The organism is Pontivivens nitratireducens (assembly GCF_011290545.1).
GTDB classification, from domain to species: Bacteria; Pseudomonadota; Alphaproteobacteria; order Rhodobacterales; family Rhodobacteraceae; genus Pontivivens; species Pontivivens nitratireducens.
Window position 1 is genome coordinate 2,020,230 of the sequence record NZ_CP049811.1, and the last position, 21,590, is coordinate 2,041,819.

The following is a 21,590-nucleotide window of genomic DNA, read 5'->3' on the forward strand; positions in this document are numbered from 1 at the left end:
TTTGCTGATGCCTTCGCATCTTTACCTTTTATTTACCCTGATGCCATCAATCTGTCTGCAATACCACTCCCCCTTGTTCGGGTTATGTTCTGGTGTTATATAATGAACAAGAGGTGAACATCACCCACGCCGCCGCTTCGATTGCCGGGCCGGGGCAAACGTGACATGAAAGAGGGATCGAGCATGGCTGATGCTGTTCTGAAACTGGACGAAAGACGCGAAATGGATAAGCAGAAGGCGCTGGAATCAGCGCTCGCGCAGATTGAGCGGAGCTTTGGCAAAGGCTCTATCATGAAGCTGGGCGCGCGTGAGGCCGTGATGGATATCGAGGCGATTCCGACAGGGTCGCTCGGTCTGGACATCGCGCTTGGGATCGGCGGCCTGCCCAAGGGGCGGATCATCGAAATCTATGGCCCGGAATCCTCGGGCAAGACGACGTTGGCGCTGCACGTGCTGGCCGAACAGCAAAAGCGCGGCGGCGTCTGTGCCTTTGTCGATGCGGAACACGCGCTCGACCCGTCCTATGCGCGCAAGCTGGGCGTGGATGTAGATGAGTTGCTGATCTCGCAGCCTGATGCCGGTGAACAGGCGCTGGAAATCACCGATACGCTGGTGCGTTCTGGCGCGGTTTCAGTCGTCGTGGTCGATTCGGTTGCGGCGTTGACGCCAAGATCCGAGCTTGAGGGTGATATGGGCGACAGTTCCGTCGGCGTGCATGCCCGTTTGATGAGCCAGGCGATGCGCAAGCTGACCGGCTCCATCTCCCGCTCCAAATGCATGGTGATCTTCATCAACCAGATCCGCATGAAGATCGGCGTCATGTTCGGATCGCCCGAAACGACGACGGGTGGCAACGCGCTGAAATTTTACTCCTCCGTCCGCCTCGACATTCGCCGGATCGGCGCGATCAAGGACCGGGATGAGGTCGTGGGCAATCAGACCCGCGTGAAGATCGTCAAGAACAAAGTCGCGCCGCCGTTCAAGCAGGTGGAATTCGATATCATGTACGGCGAAGGCATCTCCAAGAACGGTGAATTGCTTGATCTGGGCGTCAAGGCCGGAGTGGTGGACAAGTCCGGCTCATGGTTCAGCTATGGTGATGAGCGGATTGGGCAGGGTCGTGAGAACGCCAAGAACTACCTACGCGAAAACCGGTCCGTAGCCCTGTCTATCGAGGACAAGATTCGCGCGGCGCACGGTCTCGAATTCGACATGCCCCCCGGCGGGGATGACGGTGACGTGGTCGACGACTGAGCCGGTCTGAAACGATCTGACGGTCGCCCCATGCCGGGCGGCCGATGATGGGTGACCTCGATATTCGCGGAGCATCGGTGGACACCGCCCGGAGGCGCGGATATTGCTGTCAGGCACCGCAATATCCGCGAGAGAGACCGCTCCAAATGGCCAGCCTGAACGATATCCGCTCCACCTTCATCGACTATTTCGCCGGGCAGGGCCATCAGGCGGTGGACAGCTCGCCGCTGGTTCCGCGCAACGACCCGACATTGCTGTTCACCAATGCCGGTATGGTCCAGTTCAAGAACGTCTTCACCGGCGTCGAGAAGCGTGATTATTCCCGCGCCGTGACCTCCCAGAAATGCGTCCGTGCCGGGGGCAAGCACAACGATCTGGACAATGTCGGCTACACCGCCCGGCACCACACGTTTTTCGAAATGCTGGGCAATTTCTCATTCGGCGATTATTTCAAGGAACAGGCCATCGCCTTCGCTTGGGAGCTGGTCACAAAAGAATTTGCGCTCGACGCCTCACGCCTGCTGGTCACGGTCCACAAGTCTGATGAGGAAGCTGCGGTCCTGTGGCGCAAGGTTGCAGGGCTGTCGGACGACCGCATCATCCGCATCGACAATGACGACAACTGGTGGCGCATGGGCGACACAGGCCCGAATGGCCCGTGCACGGAAATTTTCTACGATCACGGCGATCATATCTGGGGCGGCCCTCCGGGCAGTGCCGAGGAAGACGGCGACCGGTTCATCGAAATCTGGAACCTCGTCTTCATGCAGTTCGAGGCGATGGCCGACGGCACAACGAAGCCGTTGCCCAAGCCTTCGGTCGATACCGGGATGGGGCTGGAGCGGATTGGCGCCCTGTTGCAGGGCAAGCATGACAATTACGACACCGACCTGATGCGCGACCTGATCGAAGCCTCGGCGAATGCATCCAATGTCGATGCCGACGGGCCGCAAAACATTCACCACCGGGTGATCGCCGATCACCTGCGCTCAACCTCGTTTCTGATCGCCGACGGGGTCATGCCCTCGAACGAGGGGCGTGGCTATGTGTTGCGCCGGATCATGCGTCGCGCGATGCGTCATGCGCATTTGCTGGGCACCCAGGATCCGCTGATGCACAGGCTTGTGCCCGCGCTGGTGCGCCAGATGGGCGGCCATTTTCCCGAGCTTGGCCGCGCTCAGGCACTGATAACCGAGACGTTGCAGACCGAGGAAACCCGGTTCCGCTCAACGTTGGAGCGCGGGTTGCGGCTGCTCGACGATGAACTGGATCGGTTGCAGGACGGCGCGACTTTGCCCGGAGAGACGGCGTTCAAGCTCTACGACACCTATGGTTTCCCGCTCGATCTGACGCAGGACGCTCTGCGTGAGAAGGGTCGTGCCGTGGACATCGCCGGGTTCGACAGCGCCATGGCGGAGCAAAAGGCCAAGGCGCGCGCTGCGTGGTCCGGCTCCGGTGAGGCGGCGGACGAATCTGTCTGGTTCGATCTGGCCGACAAGCACGGATCAACCGAGTTTCTGGGCTATGACACCGAAACAGCGGAGGGCGAGGTTCTGGCCATTGTACGCGCTGGCACCCCGGTCGAAACCGCAAAACAGGGCGATGCGGTACAGATCGTCGTCAACCAGACGCCGTTCTATGCGGAAAGCGGCGGTCAGGTCGGCGATGCGGGCACCTTGCGGAGCGAGGGCGGCACGGTCGAGATCACCGACACGAAAAAGAAAAACGGCGTTTTCGTCCATATCGGCACAGTGACCGAGGGGAAGATCACGCCGGGTGACGCGGCCGAACTGGTGGTGGATCACGACCGTCGCACGAATATCCGCGCGAACCACTCCGCCACGCATCTGTTGCATGAGGCACTGCGCAACCATCTGGGCGATCACGTCTCCCAGCGCGGATCCTTGAACGCTGCGGATCGGCTTCGCTTCGATTTCAGCCATGGCAAGGCAATGGACACTGCCGAAATCGCCGAGGTGGAGCGTGAGGTGAACGACTTCGTTCGCCAGAATACGCCGGTGACGACCCGCATCATGGCCCCGGACGACGCCCGCGATCTGGGCGCACAGGCCCTGTTCGGTGAGAAATACGGCGATGAAGTGCGCGTCGTTTCCATGGGCCAAGCCGATACGGGCAAGGGCACGGACAAGACGACCTATTCCATCGAGCTGTGCGGCGGCACGCATGTGCGCCAGACCGGCGATATCGGTCTGTTCGTCTTGCTCGGCGAAAGCGCATCTTCCTCCGGCGTGCGGCGGATCGAGGCGTTGACGGGTGAGGCGGCGCGGGCCTACCTCGCCGATCAGGACCGGACCGTCGCGGAGATCGCCGGGCGGATGAAGGCACCGCGCGGTGAGGTGGTCGAACGGGTGCAGGCGCTACTGGACGAACGGCGCGACTTGCAGCGCGAGATCGCGGATTTGCGCAAACAGGTCGCCATGGGCGGCGGTGGTGCAGGTGCCTCCGACGTGCAGGAAATCGACGGGATCAAGTTTCTGGGGCAGGCGCTCACCGGCGTCTCGGCCAAGGATCTGCGCGGACTGATTGACGAGCAAAAGGCGAAGCTGGGATCGGGCGTGGTACTGCTGATCGCGGATACGGGTGGCAAGGCCGCCGTCGCCGCTGGCGTCACAGCGGACCTGACCGACCGGATCAGCGCCGTGGATATCGTCAAGGCGGCGGCGGCAGTGCTTGGCGGGAAGGGCGGGGGCGGGCGTCCCGACATGGCGCAAGCCGGTGGCACCGACCCGTCGAAGGCGGACGAGGCTATTTCCGCCGCGGCGAAGGTGCTGGGCGGATGAGCGTCTATATTCTGGCACGGATCGAGGTGACGGATCCAGAGGCTTATGCCAGCTATGCCTCCCAAACCGTTGCTTTAGCTGAAAAATTCGGCGGTGAGTTTCTGGTGAAGGCCGGTGCCATGACGCAAATCGAGGGTACAGGCCCCGAGCGGCATGTTGTCATCCGCTTCCCGGATCGTGCCGCCGCGGAACGGTTCTATGCGTCCGAGGAGTATGCCGAAATCCTGCCTATCGCCATGGCGGCCTCAAAGCGCGATCTGGTGATCGTGGAGGGTGTCTGAGAGAAGGCTGCCGTTTCTGTCAGGCGAAGATTGATCCGCACCACCGCGCGAAATCGCCTGCTACAGGGGCAGTTCAGTCGTTTCCTTTAATTCCTCCATCACGAAACTGGCTGAGCAGTCGGCCATTTCGACCCTGCGGATCAGCTTTTGATAAAGCGTATCGTAGGCGGCGACATCCGCGACACGAACGCGGACCAGGTAATCCAGATCTCCTGTCATGCGGTAAGCCCCCAAGATTTCCGGAATATCCCGCGTTGCCTTCGCAAACTGGTCGAGCCAGTCCGGCCCGTGCCGATCGGTTCGGATCATCAGGAACACGGTGAGACCGAGACCAACCTGATCGGGGTCGATCAGCACCACGCGCTTTTTGATAAATCCGGCTTGCTCCAACGCGCGAACCCGGCGCCAGCAGGCATTTCGGCTCAAACCCACCTGCGCCCCCAGATCGTCATGTGAAACGCTCGCATCACGTTGCAGAAGTCGGAGGATGCGGCGGTCTATGGGATCAAGTTGCATATTTATATCTTAAGTCGAAACATTGTCTCTTGCGAGGCGGAACTTTGCCGCTCCTTTGGGATCCCGTTCGCCCGCGTCACGATAGGATGAACGGTAGGACAGATAGACAGGAGGTCCACATGATCACTCGCGTATTCCTTGACCATCCGCGCAAGGTGGATGAATCCTATTTCGAGCATTTCGCCTTCGCAATGAGCTTTGCCGGCGCATTGTTGCTTGCAGGCTGCGCGGCGCTGGTCCATGCGCTGATCCCTGTCTTGTTCGAGAAGACAGCCGGAAACATCGTTTTGAAATTGCACGGAAAGATCGTCAATCGCGGGCGCTGAACGGCTCAGCGCCAGGTGGCATATTGCGCCCGGCGCGCGCGCAGTTGCAGGATACGAAATCGCGCGGCGCTGACCGACCCGTTCAAGGATCGGGCGATAACATCGGAGCCGGATGCAGTTCCGTCCAACCTGGATCGTTGCCTTTGGTAGTCGTTGAGGTCGCGTTGCAATTCCGCAATCTCATCGCTGATATGTCGATACGTACGGCCCCGGAAATTGGCGCGGTCGAGTTGTGAAGACATCGCGGCGGGACAGACATTTGCGACGGGTCGGCTCTGACGGCCCAGATCATATGCGCGTTGTGGTGTGCAGTATTGCACCAAGCCGCGTTCGCGGCCGGCCAGGTATTGGTCCAGGTCGGGTGCGATGCCGTATTCGGCGCAAGCCTCCCTATGCTGCGCAATGAACTCGGGCAATCGCCCCTGCGCACCGTCCTCATAGCCGACGAGGCCCCATTCGCCGGCACGGCATTCCGCCTCACTCAGCGTCGCGCAGGAGCCTAGGGTGAGGAGAAGGACGAGGGAGATCAGAATACGCATGCGGCCATCATCCCACTTTGCAGCAAAAAGAAAAGGCCCGCAGGTGCGGGCCTTTCATCGCAATCATGTGAGTGCGGCTAAGCCGTCAATGCGGCGTTCAAATTCTGATCCACCTTTTCTAGGAAGCCCATCGTGGTCAGCCATTTCTGATCCGGTCCGACCAGCAGCGCCAGATCTTTGGTCATGAAACCGCTCTCGACCGTATCGACGACGACTTTCTCCAGTGTTTCTGCGAAATTGGCCAGTTCTGCATTGTCATCCAGCTTTGCCCGATGCTTCAGACCGCCCGTCCAGGCGTAGATCGAGGCGATGGAATTGGTTGAGGTTTCCTTGCCCGCCTGATGCTGCCGATAATGCCGTGTGACCGTGCCGTGTGCGGCCTCCGCCTCGACGATCCGGCCATCCGGGGTCATAAGCTGCGAGGTCATCAACCCCAGCGAGCCGAAGCCCTGGGCGACGGTATCGGACTGCACGTCGCCATCGTAGTTCTTGCACGCCCAGACATAGCCGCCAGACCATTTCATCGCACAGGCGACCATATCGTCGATCAGGCGATGTTCGTAAGTGATGCCTGCGGCCTTGAACTTATCCGCGAACTCGGTCTCGTAGACCTCCTGAAAGAGATCCTTGAACTGACCGTCATAGGCCTTGAGGATCGTGTTCTTGGTGGACAGGTAGACCGGCCAACCACGGTTCAGGCCATAATTCATCGAGGCGCGGGCGAAATCGCGGATCGAATCGTCAAGGTTGTACATCGCCATCGTGACGCCAGAAGATGGTGCGTCGAACACCTCGCGTTCGATCTCCTCACCGTCCTCGCCCACGAATTTGATGGTCAGCTTGCCCTTGCCGGGAAAGCGGAAATCGGTGGCGCGGTATTGATCGCCATAAGCATGACGGCCCACGACGATGGGCTGGGTCCAGCCGGGGACCAACCGCGGCACGTTTTCGCAAATGATCGGCTCACGAAAGATTACGCCGCCCAGGATGTTGCGGATCGTGCCGTTGGGTGAGCGGTACATCCGCTTCAACCCGAACTCCTTCACGCGGTCTTCATCCGGTGTGATTGTGGCGCATTTCACGCCGACGCCATGTGTCTTGATCGCCTCCGCCGCGTCCACGGTGATCTGGTCGTCGGTGCGGTCACGCTCCTCGATCCCCAAATCGTAATATTTCAGGTCGATGTCCAGATAGGGCAGGATCAGCTTGTCCTTGATGAACTGCCAGATGATCCGGGTCATCTCATCACCGTCCAGTTCGACGACCGGGTTTGCGACTTTGATCTTCATGGGGGTCTCCGCATCAGGGTTACGCTTGCCGCAGACATAGCGCAGAGGGGCATGGATGGAAAGGGTCGGTATGCCAAGGTATGCAATTGGTGATTTGCGTCGGAGCACATCTCGGGCTACACCCGCGCCCGATACCTCGGAAGGAGTTTCGATGAACAGTCCTGCGATCATCCTCGTGCGCCCGCAAATGGGTGAGAATATTGGCGCGGCGGCGCGGGCGATGCTCAATTTCGGGCTGGACCACATGCGCATCGTCGATCCGCGCGACGGGTGGCCGAATGAACGTGCCGTAGCGCTGGCCTCGGGGGCGGGGCGTGTGCTCGACACTGCGATGGTGCGCGATACGCTGGGAGAGGTTTGCGCCGATCTCAATTACGTGTTCGCCACCACCGCCCGCAGCCGTGACCTGACCAAACCTGTGATGACGCCGGAACGTGCGATGCAGCACGCCCGTGCATTGTCTGCGCAGGGGCTAAAGGTGGGCGTGATGTTCGGACCGGAACGCGCCGGGTTGGAGAATGAGGACGTCATTCGCGCCGATGCATTGATTACCGTACCCGTGAACCCGGACTTCGCGTCGCTCAACTTGGCGCAATGCGTATTGCTGACGGCTTATGAGTGGCGGCGTCAGGACGCGGACATCCCGCCCGAAGTGCTGGAGTTGGCTGGCGCCAGACTGGCCGAAGGTGGGGAGGTTGAGCACCTGCTGGACCGGCTGGTCAAGGCACTGGATGCCCGCAGGTTCTTTTGGCCGGAGCACAAGGCCGCCTCGATGCAGGCGAGCCTGCGCAACATGTTCCACCGCCTGCCGTTGACCGAAACCGACACACGAACCCTGCACGGCGTGGTCCGGCATCTGGCGGAGAGGACGCCGAAGGACTAGCCTAGCGTTCACTCCTCCGGCTTCGGTGCGGCCTCACTGAACGTTTCGGGCGTGGTGCGGTTCAGCACGGTCACATCGCGGCGGGGGAACGGGATCTCCACATCGTGTTGCTTGAGCGTATCCCAAAGGGCCAGAAACACGTTGCCGCGAATGTTGGTCAGCCCGCCCGATGGATCGTCGATCCAGAACCGAAGCACGAAATCTATGGAACTGTCACCGAAACCGGTAATGTGGCACACCGGGGCAGGGTTGGACTGCACGCGCGCCACAGCGGCGGTCGAGGCGACCGCGATCTTGCGGATCAGGTGTGGATCGCTCTCGTAGGATACGCCGAAATTGATGTCGAGCCGCACGAGGGTGGAGCTGTGCGACCAGTTCACCACTTGCCCGTGATCAGATCTTCGTTTGGGATCAGATATTCCCGGCCGTCACGCGTCACGACGGAGACGTATCGCGCGCCCAGCCCGCTGATCCATCCGAACGTATCACCCAGAGAGATCACATCGCCCGGCTTGATCGACTTGTCCAGCAACAGGATCACGCCGGAAATCAGGTTCGACACGACCTTTTGCAGGCCAAACCCAATACCGATGCCGATCGCGCCGGACAGCACGGTGAAGGTCGTCAGGTCGAAGCCCACAAACTGCAATCCCACGAGCAGCGCGATGCCGTAAAGGATGACGGTAATCAGTTTTTCGCTCAATACTCGCATCGAGGGCGACAGATCCTCGTTGCGCATCAGGCGCGATCGCGCCTCGCCCGACAGCCATGAGGCCAGCATGATTGTGGCGCCGATGCTCAGAACGGCCTGAACGACCAGAAGAACAGAAATGCGCGCCTCACCCAGCCTCAAGGCCGCGCGGTCCGCTAAATCTACCGCTTCATCGAAATACCCGAACATGATCAGGGTGATCGCGATCCAGCCTGCCCAACGCGCGATCTGACGGAAGGGGCGTGACCGGATCAGCCGGGACAAGATCGAAATCGCCACCAGGAACGTCGCAAGCTGAGCAGAAAACAGGACGAGGTAACTGCGCGAAGGCCATGTGATCTCAGCCAAAATAAGTCCGATGGCCCATAGCAACGCGACCATCACGATCCACGTTATCCGATCCCGTACCAGGATCAGGAACCGCGCACGGCGTGTCGTCAATTTCAGGCCACGCATCCATGTGTTGAAATGCGGGGTCAGAAATCTGGCCGTGATCCAACCGACGATCAGGCACAGAGCGATGACCACCAGTTGCCCCACGCGCCATGGCTGCGACATCGAAACGAAGAAGTTTCGCACCACGGGGGCGAGTTCGGACATCAGTTCAGGTAGACCGAAAAAATCCATGCTGTCCTCAGATCAGCCCAAGGCCGCAACGCGATTGTCGGACCCATGCGTTTGCGGCATTTCACATCGCGTGATCACATATGCACACACCCTTCAGAAATGAGGCTAAACGACTGGTTTGCCTTGCGCAATGGGCCTTGATTCGGGCCCAAGGCCCTGCATGTCGCCGGTGCCCGCTGGCTGCGATGCGGCAATCGACCGTTTGCCTAGGGAAACGAACGGGAGGCGGTTTTTCGTGGATTGAGGGTTGTCACGCGCGCCGATCCCATCTTTGCTGGAAGCAACGATCCAAAACGGGCGCCGCGTCATGCGAAAGGTGGAGGTGAAGTGAAATGAACGAAACCATCGAGAGCGTGTTGCAGTACTGGCTGGAGGAAGTCGGTCAAGAAAAGTGGTACGAGCAGGATGCGGCGCTGGATGAGGATATCACCAGCCGGTTCGAGTCGACATGGCAGCAAGCCGCGAACGGAGAGTTGATCCACTGGATGCGCTCGTCCCGCGGCACCCTTGCCCTGTTGATCGTGACGGATCAGTTTTCGCGAAACATGTTCCGGGGGCGGGGCACTTCGTTTGCCACGGACTATCTGGCGCTGTCCGCCGCCAGACATGCGATAACACGCAATGACGACCAGGTTTTCACCGGTCCGGAGCGGCAGTTTTTCTATCTGCCCTATATGCATTCCGAAAGCCTCAGCCATCAGGAACGCGCCGTGCGCCTGTTCATGCTCAAAATGCCGGACAGCAAGGACAACCTTTTTCATGCGCGCGCGCACCGTCAGGTCATTCGTACCTTCGGACGCTTTCCCTACAGGAATGAGGCGCTCGGCCGTGTCTCCACTCCGGCGGAGCGGCGCTACCTCGAAGAGGGGGCGTATGGCTCCACCTTGCGGGCACTTCAGGATGCGGATGCGGCCTAAACAGAATTTGCCCCGACATCCATTTCGAGATAGTTAGGCTTCAAACCATTTTTCAGGCAGGAGTACCAGATGGCCACACAATACGACCTGATCGTTATCGGGGCAGGACCCGGAGGATACGTGGCCGCGATCCGCGCGGCTCAACTGGGCCTCAAGACTGTCATCGTGGAACGCGAGCATATGGGCGGTATCTGTCTGAATTGGGGCTGTATTCCAACAAAGGCGCTGCTGCGCTCGTCCGAAGTGTTCCACCTGATGCACCGCGCCAAGGAATTCGGGCTGAAGGCGGACGGCATCGGCTACGACATAGATGCGGTGGTCAAACGCTCTCGCGGTGTGGCCAAGCAGTTGTCCGGTGGCGTCGCGCATCTGATGAAGAAGAACAAGATCACCACCGTGATGGGCGAGGCAAAGCTGACCGGCAAGGGCAAGGTTTCCGTCAAGACCGACAAGGGCACGGAGGAGCTGACGGCCAAGAACGTCATCGTCGCGACCGGCGCGCGCGCACGTGAACTGCCGGGGCTGGAGGCGGACGGCGATCTGGTCTGGACATACAAGCACGCGTTGGTCCCGCCGCGGATGCCCAAGAAGCTGCTGGTCATCGGCTCCGGCGCGATCGGGATCGAGTTCGCCAGCTTTTACAATACGCTGGGCGCTGACACGACCGTGGTCGAGGTCATGGATCGGGTGCTGCCGGTGGAGGACGCGGAAATCTCTGCCTTCGCCAAGAAGCAGTTCGTCAAGCAGGGCATGAAGATCATGGAGAAATCCACGGTCAAGAAGCTCGACCGTGGCAAGGGCAAGGTCACCGCGCATATCGAGGCGAACGGCAAGGTCGAAAAGCTGGAATTCGATACCGTCATCTCCGCCGTTGGCATCGTCGGGAACGTGGAGGGGCTGGGGCTGGAGGATCTGGGTGTCAAGATCGACCGCACCCATGTCGTAACCGATGAATATTGCGGCACAGGCGTTGAGGGGCTGTACGCGATCGGCGATATCGCGGGCGCCCCCTGGCTGGCGCACAAGGCCAGCCACGAAGGCGTCATGGTGGCGGAGAAGATCGCCGGCAAGCACGTGCATCCGGTCAAGCCCGAGAGCATAGCAGGCTGCACCTATTGCCATCCGCAGGTCGCCTCCGTCGGCTATTCGGAGGCGAAGGCCAAGGAGCTCGGCTTCGACATCAAGGTCGGCCGCTTCCCCTTTATCGGCAACGGCAAGGCAATCGCTTTGGGTGAGCCGGAGGGGATGGTCAAGACCGTGTTCAACGCGAAGACCGGGGAACTGCTGGGCGCGCATATGGTGGGTGCCGAAGTGACAGAACTGATCCAAGGCTACGTTGTCGGCCGTCAGTTGGAGACGACCGAGGAAGACCTGATGCACGCCGTATTCCCACATCCGACGTTGAGCGAAATGATGCATGAAAGCGTGCTGGACGCTTACGATCGGGCAATACACTACTGATACTTATCCAATAGATCGATCTGTGATGGCGTTGGCGGCATACCGTCGGCGCCATTTTTTACAACGGCTAGAGATGGGAATGCACTGTTGCGTGATGTTTCGGCATTCGCAGGCGTGATAGATCGCCTCTCGGCAAACTCTATCTAAGCGTGCGAATTTGCACATCAAAAACCCGAAAATGTGGTATGATGTTAATGCTGATACACATCGAATCGCTTATACTTGGCTGTATATGGCGAATAGTGCATTTTTGGTTTTTAGAAACGCAATTGCCGAATGTCAGACTTATTTTCCCATACATCTTGAATGATATCGTGAAACTAAATTAAGATTATCTTCGTTATTACTTTGCGAATTCAGGCATTTCTCAAGCTGGGAGGTTCGGAATGACTTATTTTGGTAGGCTTCTGTCGACGACCGCGTGCACATTGCTGTTGTCCGCTATCGGGGCTCAGGCTCAGCAGTCGGACGCAATTTGCGATAGCATCAAGGGTCTGAACCCGGCAATCGTCGATGATATGATCGAAGCGCAATGTCTCGCCATGGCGGATGACATGCAGGGCGTGGACGCCGGCACAGTCGTAGCTGGTGCAGGCCCTTCGGGTGAAGGGCCCACTGATACTTCGTCCGGTAACGTCAGCGTCTCCAGCGATGGCCTGGTTGTTATCGATTTTGGGGCGGGCGGCGGCGGCCAGTCCGGTGAGGTGGTCACAACCGCGGTCAGCGTAGCTGATACGGTGGATGTTGCGGCTGATGTCTCGACCTCGGACGGAATCGGGGTGACGAGCGATCTGAACTCCGCAGCTCTGGCCGATGTTCAGATCGGCGGCAATGCCAATACGGACCGCAGTTCGCTTATCGATATCGACGCGCTCGGCCGCGGAACGGATAGCGGCAACGACGTCATCGATGTGAATCTGGGATCGTCGAGAGATACAGGTAACGATTCGATCAGTGTCGATGTTGCCAGCACATCTTCGTCGGACGCTGGGGACTCATCCTCATCAGGTGATGGGGGCGCATCCTCGGGAGGGTCCACATCTTCTAATAATGGCGGGTCAACGTCCTCCGGGGTTTCCGTCTCCGCTTCGCGGTCGGATGGAATTTCCGCCAGTGTAGGGGGGTTGTCGGTTTCCATCGGGAACTGATGAAAGACTAACCTGCGTGCATTTCATGTTTCGTAGGTGACGCAAGGATCAGATACGGAATGTACTGAATTCGCACCTTGCGTACCAAGGCTCATCCGGCCCTCGTTCAGACTTGGGCCGGATGAGTTCCCGTCATCGAACGGGATAGGGAAAGCTCCGTCTTGTGCAGAATGTCGGATGTCTTGCCCCTTTCGGAACCTGTTGCACGGCGTATTGCGGTGGCTGTGCTTTCCGCCCGCGCGGCAAGTCTGTTCATCTCCTGTGCGACGACGCTGAACCCACGTCCGGCATCGCCGGCACGTGCAGCCTCGATCGAAGCATTGATCGACAATACGCTGAGCGATTGCAGCGTTTCGAGCATGTCCGAAGTCGCCTCGACGATCTGGACAGTACGTTCACGCGCCCGTTGGACACGATCCTGCCAATCCTCCTTTTCCTCCATCTGAGATGTCATATCGATGATGACGCCCTCTAGGCTGTGCGGGCGACCATCCGAGTCGTAGACACCACCGCCCATTCCGCGGACCCATGCCTGCTTGCCGTTCCGACAGACGATGCGGAAGTTGCTCTGCCAGTTTTCGTGCGCCTCCATCGCCGCGCTTATTTCGGCGACCACGCGGTCCTGATCGTCGCAATGGATCAATCTGGACCAGGCACCACCCATATTGTTCAACAGATCCGCGTGGCCAAATCCCGTCGTTTCCTTGATCCGTCCCCCGATCCAGATCAGCGGCAGCCCGTTTCGGACGTGGCACCGGAACAGCATACCGGGCAGATGCGAGATCATGGCTTCGAACCGGTCGAGAGTACCATTGCTGGAATGTTCCATTTGCTCGACCATGCGTATCTCCTCTTTTTTCAGAAACTGATCGTCAGCCATGAAGAAACCGTAAACGGGTGTGGCGATATCGCTCACGCGGATGCGCATTGAGGGGAGGGCCTCTGACGGGTATATCGGACGTGAACCGAAGGAGCCGTATACGTGACCGCAGAATTTGGACATTTCGCCTTGGTGCTGGCCTTGATGGTCGCGACACTGCAAATGGTGATACCGCTGATTGGTGCGGCGCGCGGCTGGCGCGGCTGGATGGCCTTCGCGGACAGCGCCGCACAGGTACAGTTCGTCCTGATCGCAGGCGCGTTCGCCATGCTGATGTACGCGTTTATAACGTCGGATTTCTCGCTTGAGGTCGTGACGGCCAACAGCCATTCCGCCAAGCCGATGCTCTACAAGGTCTCGGGAACATGGGGAAACCACGAGGGGTCGTTGCTGCTGTGGGTGATGATCCTGGCCCTGTTCGGCGCCATGGTCGCATGGTTCGGCGGCGCGCTGCCGGATGCGTTGCGCGCGCGGACATTGGCGGTTCAGGCGGCGATCGGGGTGGCATTCCTGACCTTCCTGCTGTTCACGTCGAACCCCTTTGCGCGATTGGATGTCATTCCGGCGGACGGGCGCGACCTGAACCCGTTGTTGCAGGATCCCGGCCTCGCGTTCCATCCGCCGTTCCTCTACCTGGGCTATGTCGGGCTTTCCATGACGTTCAGCTTCGCCATCGCGGCGTTGATCGAGGGCAGGGTAGACGCGGCATGGGCGCGCTGGGTGCGGCCCTGGGCGTTGATGGCGTGGATCATGCTGACCATCGGCATCGCGCTGGGATCGTGGTGGGCCTATTACGAACTGGGCTGGGGCGGCTGGTGGTTCTGGGACCCGGTCGAGAATGCCAGCTTCATGCCGTGGCTGCTTTCCGCCGCATTGCTGCATTCCGCCATTGTGGTGGAAAAGCGTGATACCCTGAAAAGCTGGACGATCCTGCTCGCGATCCTTGCCTTCTCGTTCTCGCTGATCGGCACATTCATCGTCCGCTCCGGCGTGCTGACCAGCGTACATGCCTTTGCCACTGATCCGACGCGGGGTCTGTTCGTGCTGGGCATTCTGTTTGTCGCCATCGGAGGTTCGCTGACATTGTACGCCTTGCGGGCGGAGAGGATGCGGGCGACCACGGCCTTTGCACTGGTCAGCCGGGAATCGGGTCTGGTGCTCAACAATGTGTTGCTCGCGGTGTCCTGCGCGGTGGTCTTCATCGGTACGATGTGGCCCCTGATCGCGGAGGCGGTAACCGGCGAAAAAGTCTCCGTCGGGCCGCCATTCTTCAACATCACCTTCACGCCGTTCATGATCGCGCTGGCGATGGTCTTGCCCGTCGGGGCGATGCTGCCGTGGAAGCGGGCGAAGCTGGGCCGCACGATGAAGCCCCTGTGGGGCATGCTGGCGGCGTCGGTTGCGTTGGGAGCGCTGGTCTGGACGTTGCAAACCGGGGGTCGGATGCTGGCGCCGGTCGGGGCGGCGCTGGCGACATGGGTGATTTTGGGCGTCGTGGCTGATCTGGCGCAGAAGGCCGGGGGCTGGCGGGCGCGACCCGCGACGGCGCGGGCGCGTCTGGCGGGGCTTCCCCGTTCCGAATGGGGCAAGGCCGTTGCACATGCCGGGCTGGGCGTCCTGATCTTCGGCATCGCTGGGCTGACAGCGTGGGAGCAACAGGACATTCGCACCCTTGCCGTAGGCGACAGTTTCGATCTGGGCGGATATACCTTTACGCTCGACGGGGTCGAGGCGGGGCGCGGGCCGAACTACAGCACAAACATGGCGACCGTGACGGTGCGACGTAATGGGGGCGTTGTGGCGGTGCTCAACCCTGAAAAACGCTTTTATCCCGTGCAAAGGATGCCCACGACCGAGGCTGGCATCCAATCACGACCGCTGCGCGATCTCTATGTTTCTCTGGGCGATCAACAGCCTGACGGAACCTGGGCGATGTGGAGCTGGATCAAACCGTTCGCGAACTGGATCTGGTTCGGTGCCTTCATGATGGCTGCGGGGGGGGGGCTCAGCCTCAGCGACCGGCGTTATCGTGTCGGCGCGGCACGGGCGCGGGGCACGCAAGCGGTGCCAGCGCAATGAGGGTGCTGGTGATATTGCTGGCCCTGTTCTGGCCGCTGTCGGCCCAAGCGGTTCAGCCGGATGAGATGCTGTCGGATCCGGTGCTGGAGGCGCGCGCCCAAGCGTTGGATCACGAATTACGCTGTGTTCTGTGCCGGTCCGAGAGCATCGCGTCATCCAACGCGGATTGGGCCGCAGATGCGCGGGTGATCGTGCGCGAATTGCTGAGCGATGGGGCCAGCGACCAGCAGGTGAAGGACTTCTTTGTCGCGCGTTATGGCGATTACGTCCTGATGAAACCGCGTGTTTCGGGCGCGAATATCGCATTGTGGCTGGCAGGTCCGGTGCTGTTCCTGCTGGTTCTGCTGGCACTCGTCCTGCGTGCCAGACGGCGTGGCGTCGCCACTGCCGATCCGTTGAGCGCCGATGAACTGGCCGAGGTCGAGCGGCTGACCCGCGATTAGATCACTCGCAGCCATACTGGCCCGGATGACGCCACGGAAACCTGTTGCGCGCGCCCCTTGGCACGATACCCTTCGGCAAAACTCAGCGGGAGGACGCCATGACATTCGAAACCATCCTTTACGACGTGTCCGAGGGTCTGGCGACCATCACGCTTAACCGGCCCGACGTGATGAACGGCCTGAACACCCGTATGCGGGCGGAGATCCGCACCGCGGTCGAGCTGGCGGGCAAGGAGGCGCGGGCGCTGGTGCTGACCGGATCGGGGCGCGGGTTCTGCTCGGGTCAGGATTTGGCAGACACGGCGGGCAAGATCGTCGATATGGAACAGACCCTGCATGACGAGTATGAGCCGATGCTGCGGGCAATCTATGATTGCCCGATCCCGACATTGGCAGCTGTCAACGGCGCGGCTGCCGGGGCAGGTGCGAACCTCGCGCTGGCCGCAGATATCGTGATCGCCACCGAAAGCGCGTTCTTCCTGCAGGCCTTCGCCCGGATCGGCCTGATCCCGGATGCGGGCGGCACCTACTGGATGCCCCGGCAGATGGGCTTTGCCAAGGCGATGGGCGCGGCCCTGCTGGCGGACAAGATCACGGCAAGGCAGGCCGACGATTGGGGCCTGATCTGGGCCGCCATCCCCGACGATCGGTTTGAGGATCAAATCGCCGCCCGCGCGCGCCAACTGGCCACCGGCCCGACTCAAGCCTATGCGCGGATCAAGCAGGCCCTGCGCGCCAGCTATGACAACGATCTGGATCAGCAACTGAAGCTGGAGGCCCGCCTTCAGGGAGAGGCCGGCAACACCCGCGATTTCGTCGAGGGGGTTACGGCCTTCCTTGAAAAACGTCCCGCCAAATATCAGGGCCGATGAATACCGATACGATCCGCACAATGGTTGAGGGGGACGTGCCCGGCATCGCACGGGTGTTCCACATGGCGGTGACGCAGGGGACGGCGGCACATTACGACCCGGCGCAACGGCTGGCATGGGCCGGTTCCGAACCGGATCCCGTGAAGTGGCAAAATTTGCTGGCGCCCCTCGACGTGATTGTCGCGGTGGATGCGACCTCCGCCATGGTCGGTTTCGCCTCTCTGCGGGGGAGTGACGGCTTGCTCGACCACCTGTTCGTCCTGCCGTCCCGACAACGCACCGGACTTGCCGACCGGCTGTATCGCCGGATCGAGGATATGGCGCGCGATCAGGGATGCGAACGCCTCTGGGCGGAGGCGAGCCTGCTCGCCCGTCCGTTCCTGCAACGGCAAGGCTGGTTCGTGACGAAGGCGCAGGAGGTTCCGGTGCGTGGGCAGGTGATCCGCAATTTCGTCATGGAATATCGTCTGGATTGAGGGCACCCTCCCTCGAAGACGATAAAATACCCCCTATATTCCCCTTTGTACAAAGGGGACCGACATGAACGGCAGACGTGAACCGGGGATGGGACCGGCAGTGCCGCAAGGCACGACTTCAGGTGCGACACGACCGATCAACGTGACGGTTTCGCCCGAGCGTCGGGGCGGTAACACCATCCTTTTCTGGCTGTTGATTGCGGCGATGCTATTGACCGATCTGGCGATCCTGTGGCGCGTGTGGCCCATGCTGCTCGACCTGTGGACCCCGTCCGATCTCTCGGCGGACACGGCACCGCTTGAGGCTTGGCTTCTGACACTGATGACCGCGAACCTTGTCTTTGGCATTCCGGCCCTTTTGTCGCGACCGCGTTGAACCTGCCGTTGGGCGCTTGACGCGCCGGGGCGGCAGTGGCCTTTTGTCGGCATGAGTTTAGCATCACGGATCAAGAAATTTCCCCATGCCGTCGATCAGACCCGGGGGCAGGACGTCGCAGGTTCGTTCAGCGGGCCGCTGGCCCGGCTGATCGCTGGCGCGGCAGGCAGTTCCAATCACCTGGCCCGGCTGGCGCAGGCCGAGGCCGAATGGCTCCATAGCGTAGCCGAGCAGGAACCCGAAGAAACGCTCGACGCGCTGTGCACGCCACCCGAGGGCGATCCGGCAAAGATGTTGCGACAGGCAAAGCAGCGTGTCGCCCTGCTGACGGCGCTTGCCGATCTGGGGGGGATATGGCCGACAATGCAGGTGACGGCGGCGTTGACCCGCTTCGCTGATATGGCGTTGGACCATACGACAAAACACCTGATCGCGGCGGAGAGCGCCCGGGGCAAGCTGCCCGCCACGCCCGCCGATGCCGGATATGTCGTCTTTGCCATGGGCAAGATGGGCGCGGGGGAGCTGAACTATTCCTCCGACATCGATCTGATCTGCATGTTCGATGAGACGCAGCACGCCCCCGAAGATTATGCCGAGGTGCGCGCGACCCTGATCCGCGTCACCAAGAAACTGACTCAGATAATCGGTGCGCAGACCGGGGATGGCTATGTGTTCCGCACCGATCTGCGGTTGCGCCCGGATCCCTCCACCACGCCGGTATGCATGGCAATGGAACCGGCGGAGCGGTATTACGAGAGTCTGGGCCGCACTTGGGAACGCTCCGCCTTCATCAAGGCGCGCCCCTGCGCCGGGGACATCGCTGCCGGGGAAGCGTTTCTGGACAGGTTGCGCCCCTTTGTCTGGCGTCGCTATCTGGACTTCGCCGCGATCCGTGACGTGCGCGACATGATGCACCGTATCCGCGACCACAAGGGCCTGTCCGGCCCGATCGAGGCCGCCGATCACGACGTGAAGCTGGGGCGCGGCGGCATACGTGAGATCGAATTCTACGCCCAGACGCGGCAGTTGATCGCGGGCGGGCGCGATGCCTCGCTGCGGACGCGCGGCACGCTTGATGCGTTGAGCGCGCTGGAGCGGGCAGGGCAGATCCCCCCCGGCACTGCCGAAACCCTGACCGCGCATTACACGGCCCTGCGCGACATCGAACATCGCATCCAGATGCTCGACGATGCGCAGACCCACACGGTTCCCCGCAACACGGACGCGCTGAAACGGCTGGCGGCGCTGTGCGGCTGCGACGACACAGGGGCGTTTTTGAAGGCGCTGACCGAACGGCTGGTCGCGGTGCACGCCATCTGCATGCCGCCCGAGGCGGAGGATGAGCGCCCGCAGGCGCAGTTCGAAACGGATGGTGGCACGCGTCAGATCACCGATGCCTGGCCGAACCTGCCCGCATTGCGTTCCCCCCGGGCCGAGGCGCTGTTTCACCGGCTTGCCCCCGGTATCCTGAAACGTCTATCCGGGGCGGCTGACCCCCATGCGGCATTGGTTCATTTCGACAGCTTCCTCAGGGGCTTGCCCGCAGGGGTTCAGGTGTTCTCTCTGTTCGAGGCACGGCCCGCCCTACAGGATCTTCTGGTCGAGATCTGTGCGACCGCGCCGGCGCTGGCGCGGTATCTGGGGCGGCACGCCAGTGTCCTCGACGCGGTTCTGGACCGCGAATTCTTTGCTGAACTGCCCGAGCTCGACGCCATGGAGCGCTCGCTGATGATGGCGCTGAACGATGCGGACGACTACGAGGCGAAGCTGGACGCGACCCGCCGTTGGCAAAAGGAGGTCCATTTTCGCATCGGTGTGCATCTGCTGCGCGGCATCGCGGATGGCCACTCGGCGGAGAAAGCCTATTCCGACCTCGCCCAGTGCTGCATCGCCGCGCTCTTGCCACTTGTGATCGAGGAGCAGGCCCCCCGCCATGGTGCGCCCCCCGGTTCCGGGGCCGTCGTGCTGGGCATGGGCAAGCTCGGATCGTTCGAGATGACGGCCTCCTCCGATCTGGACCTCATCATGCTCTATGATGCGGATGCCGCTGATATGAGTGATGGCCCCGATCCCCTGGCCGCGCCGCAATATTACGCCAAACTGACCAAACGTCTGATTACCGCCCTGACCGCGCCCACGTCCGAGGGCACGTTGTACGAGGTCGATATGCGTTTGCGGCCCTCCGGCAAACAGGGACCGGTCGCGACTTCACTGGCCGCGTTCCGGCGCTATCAGTCGCGTGAGGCATGGACATGGGAGCATCTGGCCCTGACGCGCGCCCGCCCTGTGGCCGGACCGCCTGATGTGCAGGAAGAGGCCGCGCAGGCCGTCGCGCAGGTCATAGCGTTGCCGCACGACGCGCAGAAGGTGCGCGCCGACACCGCAGATATGCGCCGTCGCCTGATGGAGGCGCACCGCCCCGGAAGCATATGGAAGGTCAAGCAAGGTCCGGGTCGCTTGCTGGACATCGACCTGTTCCTGCAGGCCGGCTGCCTGCTGACCTCGGCGTGCAATGCCGATATCGCGGATCTGGTCCTGCACGACTGGCTGAACCAGGAAGAGGCCGCCTGCATTGCCCAGACCCGAAAGTTGATGAGCACGCTTCAGGCCATCGGACGGGTGGCGCTGGATGATGAATTTGACCCCAATCGCGCAGGCCCGGCCTTGATCGAGGTGCTGCTGGCACAGACAGGGTTTGACGAACTCGACGCGCTGCGCACCGAGTTGGAGAGCAGGATCGACACCGTTTCGGCGTTGATATCCGACCGCCTCGCATGAGCCTGCCAATCGTGTATCACCCTGATTACATGGCGCCCCTGCGGACGGGGCATCGGTTTCCGATGTCGAAATACGGCAATCTGCGGGCGCATCTGGTCAGGCAGGGACTGTTGCCGGAAACGGGCGGCTACCTCGCCCCCGCACCGGCCAGCCTTTCTCAGGTGGCCGCCGCGCAGGGCTGGGACTACGCCGACCGGGCCTTTCGCCTGTCCCTGACGGCCGCGGAGGTGCGTGAGATCGGCCTGCCGCAGAGCGAAGCCGTTCTGCGGCGTGCCCGGCTGGCCAGTGCGGGCACGGCACTGGCGGCGCGGCTGGCGCTGGAACACGGTGTGGCAGTCAATCTGGCGGGTGGGTCGCATCATGCCGGTCCGGGGCGCGGCGCGGGGTTCTGTGTCTTTAACGATGTGGCCATCGCGGCGCGAACCTTGCTGGACGAGGGGCAGGTGAGCCGCATTCTGGTGGTTGATTGCGATGTGCATCAGGGCGACGGCACCGCCGCAATCTTCGTGGAGGAACCCGCCGTGTTTACCCTGTCCCTGCACGCGGAGAAGAACTATCCGGTGCGAAAGCAGACCTCGGACATCGACATCCCCTTGCCCGATGGGCTTAAGGATAAACCTTATCTGGAGGTGCTGCGCGAGGCCCTGACGCCGCTATGGGATCAGGTGCGCCCGGATATCGTGTTCTACAATGCCGGCGTCGATCCGCATGAGGCGGACCGGCTGGGGCGACTGTCGCTCAGCGATGCGGGGCTGGCGGCGCGGGACGACTACGTGCTTGCCTCGGCGCGGATGCGGGGCATTCCAGTCGTCGGAGTGATTGGCGGCGGATACGGACCGGAGCCGGACCGGATCGCGGCCCGACACGCACTGATGGTGGCGGCAGCCGCGCGACATGCGGCATGACTTGTGCGACATGACTTGTGTGGCGGG

19 protein-coding genes and 1 pseudogene are annotated in these 21,590 nt (G+C 61.3%); 15 read left to right on the forward strand and 5 right to left on the reverse strand.

The features are described from left to right. The first annotated feature begins 183 nt into the window (after positions 1-183). The 3 genes from recA (at position 184) to G8E03_RS10040 (ending at position 4,336) form a co-directional block, all read left to right on the forward strand. Positions 184-1,254, forward strand: a complete 1,071-nt coding sequence (gene recA / locus G8E03_RS10030) for a recombinase RecA (protein WP_166191213.1) — start codon at positions 184-186, stop codon at positions 1,252-1,254. 146 nt (positions 1,255-1,400) lie between these two features. Next, complete coding sequence (alaS, locus tag G8E03_RS10035) at positions 1,401-4,055, forward strand: alanine--tRNA ligase (RefSeq protein WP_166191215.1); 2,655 nt, start codon at positions 1,401-1,403, stop codon at positions 4,053-4,055. Next, positions 4,052-4,336: a DUF1330 domain-containing protein gene (locus G8E03_RS10040; protein ID WP_166191217.1), complete on the forward strand. Its 285-nt coding sequence runs from the start codon at positions 4,052-4,054 to the stop codon at positions 4,334-4,336. The genes alaS and G8E03_RS10040 overlap by 4 nt, the downstream gene beginning before the upstream one ends. A 60-nt stretch (positions 4,337-4,396) precedes the next feature. On the opposite strand, the gene G8E03_RS10045 is transcribed toward G8E03_RS10040, so the two are convergent. Continuing rightward, complete coding sequence (locus G8E03_RS10045; RefSeq protein WP_205793059.1) at positions 4,397-4,852, reverse strand: Lrp/AsnC family transcriptional regulator; 456 nt, start codon at positions 4,850-4,852, stop codon at positions 4,397-4,399. Between the two features lie 119 nt (positions 4,853-4,971). Here G8E03_RS10045 and G8E03_RS10050 point away from each other — a divergent pair, with 119 nt between their 5' ends. Further along, on the forward strand, positions 4,972-5,178 hold the full coding sequence (locus tag G8E03_RS10050; protein WP_166191219.1) for a DUF6356 family protein: 207 nt from the start codon (positions 4,972-4,974) through the stop codon (positions 5,176-5,178). A 5-nt stretch (positions 5,179-5,183) separates the two neighbouring features. Here the strand turns inward: G8E03_RS10050 and G8E03_RS10055 are convergent, their stop codons facing one another. Continuing rightward, positions 5,184-5,717 carry a DUF2799 domain-containing protein gene (locus tag G8E03_RS10055; RefSeq protein WP_166191221.1) on the reverse strand — a complete coding sequence of 178 codons (534 nt, stop codon included), beginning with the start codon at positions 5,715-5,717 and terminating at the stop codon, positions 5,184-5,186. 77 nt (positions 5,718-5,794) lie between these two features. Then, positions 5,795-7,006 carry an NADP-dependent isocitrate dehydrogenase gene (locus G8E03_RS10060; protein WP_166191223.1) on the reverse strand — a complete coding sequence of 404 codons (1,212 nt, stop codon included), beginning with the start codon at positions 7,004-7,006 and terminating at the stop codon, positions 5,795-5,797. 151 nt (positions 7,007-7,157) lie between these two features. On the opposite strand from G8E03_RS10060, the gene G8E03_RS10065 reads away from it, so the two are divergent. Continuing rightward, entirely contained in the window at positions 7,158-7,889 is a 732-nt protein-coding gene (locus tag G8E03_RS10065; RefSeq protein WP_166191225.1) for an RNA methyltransferase, read from the forward strand. A gap of 8 nt (positions 7,890-7,897) precedes the next feature. Here G8E03_RS10065 and G8E03_RS17585 read toward each other — a convergent pair. After that, positions 7,898-9,228: pseudogene (locus tag G8E03_RS17585) on the reverse strand (mechanosensitive ion channel family protein). A 332-nt stretch (positions 9,229-9,560) separates the two neighbouring features. Between G8E03_RS17585 and G8E03_RS10075 the strand changes: the two are divergent. From G8E03_RS10075 to G8E03_RS10085, 3 genes are all read left to right on the forward strand, one after another. Continuing rightward, positions 9,561-10,145 (forward strand): DUF924 family protein, encoded by a 585-nt coding sequence (locus G8E03_RS10075; RefSeq protein WP_166191228.1) that lies wholly within the window; start codon positions 9,561-9,563, stop codon positions 10,143-10,145. 69 nt (positions 10,146-10,214) lie between these two features. After that, positions 10,215-11,606: a dihydrolipoyl dehydrogenase gene (gene lpdA / locus G8E03_RS10080; RefSeq protein WP_166191230.1), complete on the forward strand. Its 1,392-nt coding sequence runs from the start codon at positions 10,215-10,217 to the stop codon at positions 11,604-11,606. A 518-nt stretch (positions 11,607-12,124) separates the two neighbouring features. Continuing rightward, positions 12,125-12,754, forward strand: coding sequence for a hypothetical protein (locus G8E03_RS10085; protein WP_205793061.1), 630 nt, complete (start codon positions 12,125-12,127; stop codon positions 12,752-12,754). 106 nt (positions 12,755-12,860) lie between these two features. Here the strand turns inward: G8E03_RS10085 and G8E03_RS17460 are convergent, their stop codons facing one another. Beyond that, a complete protein-coding gene (locus G8E03_RS17460) occupies positions 12,861-13,682 on the reverse strand; it encodes a methyl-accepting chemotaxis protein (RefSeq protein ID WP_240910326.1) in 822 nt (273 codons plus the stop codon). A 54-nt stretch (positions 13,683-13,736) separates the two neighbouring features. Between G8E03_RS17460 and G8E03_RS10095 the strand changes: the two genes are divergently transcribed. From G8E03_RS10095 to G8E03_RS10125, 7 genes are all read left to right on the forward strand, one after another. Next, the gene (locus G8E03_RS10095) at positions 13,737-15,713 is read left to right on the forward strand and encodes a heme lyase CcmF/NrfE family subunit (RefSeq protein WP_166191236.1); all 1,977 of its coding nucleotides are present in this window, start codon (positions 13,737-13,739) and stop codon (positions 15,711-15,713) included. Continuing rightward, positions 15,710-16,156, forward strand: a complete 447-nt coding sequence (locus G8E03_RS10100) for a cytochrome c-type biogenesis protein (protein ID WP_166191238.1) — start codon at positions 15,710-15,712, stop codon at positions 16,154-16,156. Before G8E03_RS10095 ends, G8E03_RS10100 begins: the two co-directional genes overlap by 4 nt. Before the next feature lie 98 nt (positions 16,157-16,254). Further along, positions 16,255-17,028: an enoyl-CoA hydratase-related protein gene (locus G8E03_RS10105; protein WP_166191240.1), complete on the forward strand. Its 774-nt coding sequence runs from the start codon at positions 16,255-16,257 to the stop codon at positions 17,026-17,028. Further along, entirely contained in the window at positions 17,025-17,504 is a 480-nt protein-coding gene (locus G8E03_RS10110) for a GNAT family N-acetyltransferase (RefSeq protein WP_166191242.1), read from the forward strand. Before G8E03_RS10105 ends, G8E03_RS10110 begins: the two co-directional genes overlap by 4 nt. 64 nt (positions 17,505-17,568) lie before the next feature. Continuing rightward, the gene (locus G8E03_RS10115) at positions 17,569-17,880 is read left to right on the forward strand and encodes a hypothetical protein (protein WP_166191244.1); all 312 of its coding nucleotides are present in this window, start codon (positions 17,569-17,571) and stop codon (positions 17,878-17,880) included. Positions 17,881-17,931: 51 nt separating this feature from the next. Beyond that, the gene (gene glnE, locus G8E03_RS10120; RefSeq protein WP_166191246.1) at positions 17,932-20,658 is read left to right on the forward strand and encodes a bifunctional [glutamate--ammonia ligase]-adenylyl-L-tyrosine phosphorylase/[glutamate--ammonia-ligase] adenylyltransferase; all 2,727 of its coding nucleotides are present in this window, start codon (positions 17,932-17,934) and stop codon (positions 20,656-20,658) included. Next, positions 20,655-21,563, forward strand: a complete 909-nt coding sequence (locus G8E03_RS10125; RefSeq protein WP_166191248.1) for a histone deacetylase family protein — start codon at positions 20,655-20,657, stop codon at positions 21,561-21,563. The genes glnE and G8E03_RS10125 overlap by 4 nt, the downstream gene beginning before the upstream one ends. The last annotated feature ends 27 nt before the right edge of the window (positions 21,564-21,590 follow it).

Bases quoted from the DNA above. Each gene is read 5' to 3' on its own strand.
- recA (WP_166191213.1), top strand. From the start codon at position 184: ATGGCTGATGCTGTTCTGAAACTGGACGAAAGACGCGAAATGGATAAG.
- alaS (WP_166191215.1), top strand. From the start codon at position 1,401: ATGGCCAGCCTGAACGATATCCGCTCCACCTTCATCGACTATTTCGCC.
- G8E03_RS10040 (WP_166191217.1), top strand. From the start codon at position 4,052: ATGAGCGTCTATATTCTGGCACGGATCGAGGTGACGGATCCAGAGGCT.
- G8E03_RS10045 (WP_205793059.1), bottom strand. From the start codon at position 4,852: ATGCAACTTGATCCCATAGACCGCCGCATCCTCCGACTTCTGCAACGT.
- G8E03_RS10050 (WP_166191219.1), top strand. From the start codon at position 4,972: ATGATCACTCGCGTATTCCTTGACCATCCGCGCAAGGTGGATGAATCC.
- G8E03_RS10055 (WP_166191221.1), bottom strand. From the start codon at position 5,717: ATGCGTATTCTGATCTCCCTCGTCCTTCTCCTCACCCTAGGCTCCTGC.
- G8E03_RS10060 (WP_166191223.1), bottom strand. From the start codon at position 7,006: ATGAAGATCAAAGTCGCAAACCCGGTCGTCGAACTGGACGGTGATGAG.
- G8E03_RS10065 (WP_166191225.1), top strand. From the start codon at position 7,158: ATGAACAGTCCTGCGATCATCCTCGTGCGCCCGCAAATGGGTGAGAAT.
- G8E03_RS10075 (WP_166191228.1), top strand. From the start codon at position 9,561: ATGAACGAAACCATCGAGAGCGTGTTGCAGTACTGGCTGGAGGAAGTC.
- lpdA (WP_166191230.1), top strand. From the start codon at position 10,215: ATGGCCACACAATACGACCTGATCGTTATCGGGGCAGGACCCGGAGGA.
- G8E03_RS10085 (WP_205793061.1), top strand. From the start codon at position 12,125: ATGATCGAAGCGCAATGTCTCGCCATGGCGGATGACATGCAGGGCGTG.
- G8E03_RS17460 (WP_240910326.1), bottom strand. From the start codon at position 13,682: ATGCGCATCCGCGTGAGCGATATCGCCACACCCGTTTACGGTTTCTTC.
- G8E03_RS10100 (WP_166191238.1), top strand. From the start codon at position 15,710: ATGAGGGTGCTGGTGATATTGCTGGCCCTGTTCTGGCCGCTGTCGGCC.
- G8E03_RS10105 (WP_166191240.1), top strand. From the start codon at position 16,255: ATGACATTCGAAACCATCCTTTACGACGTGTCCGAGGGTCTGGCGACC.
- G8E03_RS10110 (WP_166191242.1), top strand. From the start codon at position 17,025: ATGAATACCGATACGATCCGCACAATGGTTGAGGGGGACGTGCCCGGC.
- G8E03_RS10115 (WP_166191244.1), top strand. From the start codon at position 17,569: ATGAACGGCAGACGTGAACCGGGGATGGGACCGGCAGTGCCGCAAGGC.
- glnE (WP_166191246.1), top strand. From the start codon at position 17,932: ATGAGTTTAGCATCACGGATCAAGAAATTTCCCCATGCCGTCGATCAG.
- G8E03_RS10125 (WP_166191248.1), top strand. From the start codon at position 20,655: ATGAGCCTGCCAATCGTGTATCACCCTGATTACATGGCGCCCCTGCGG.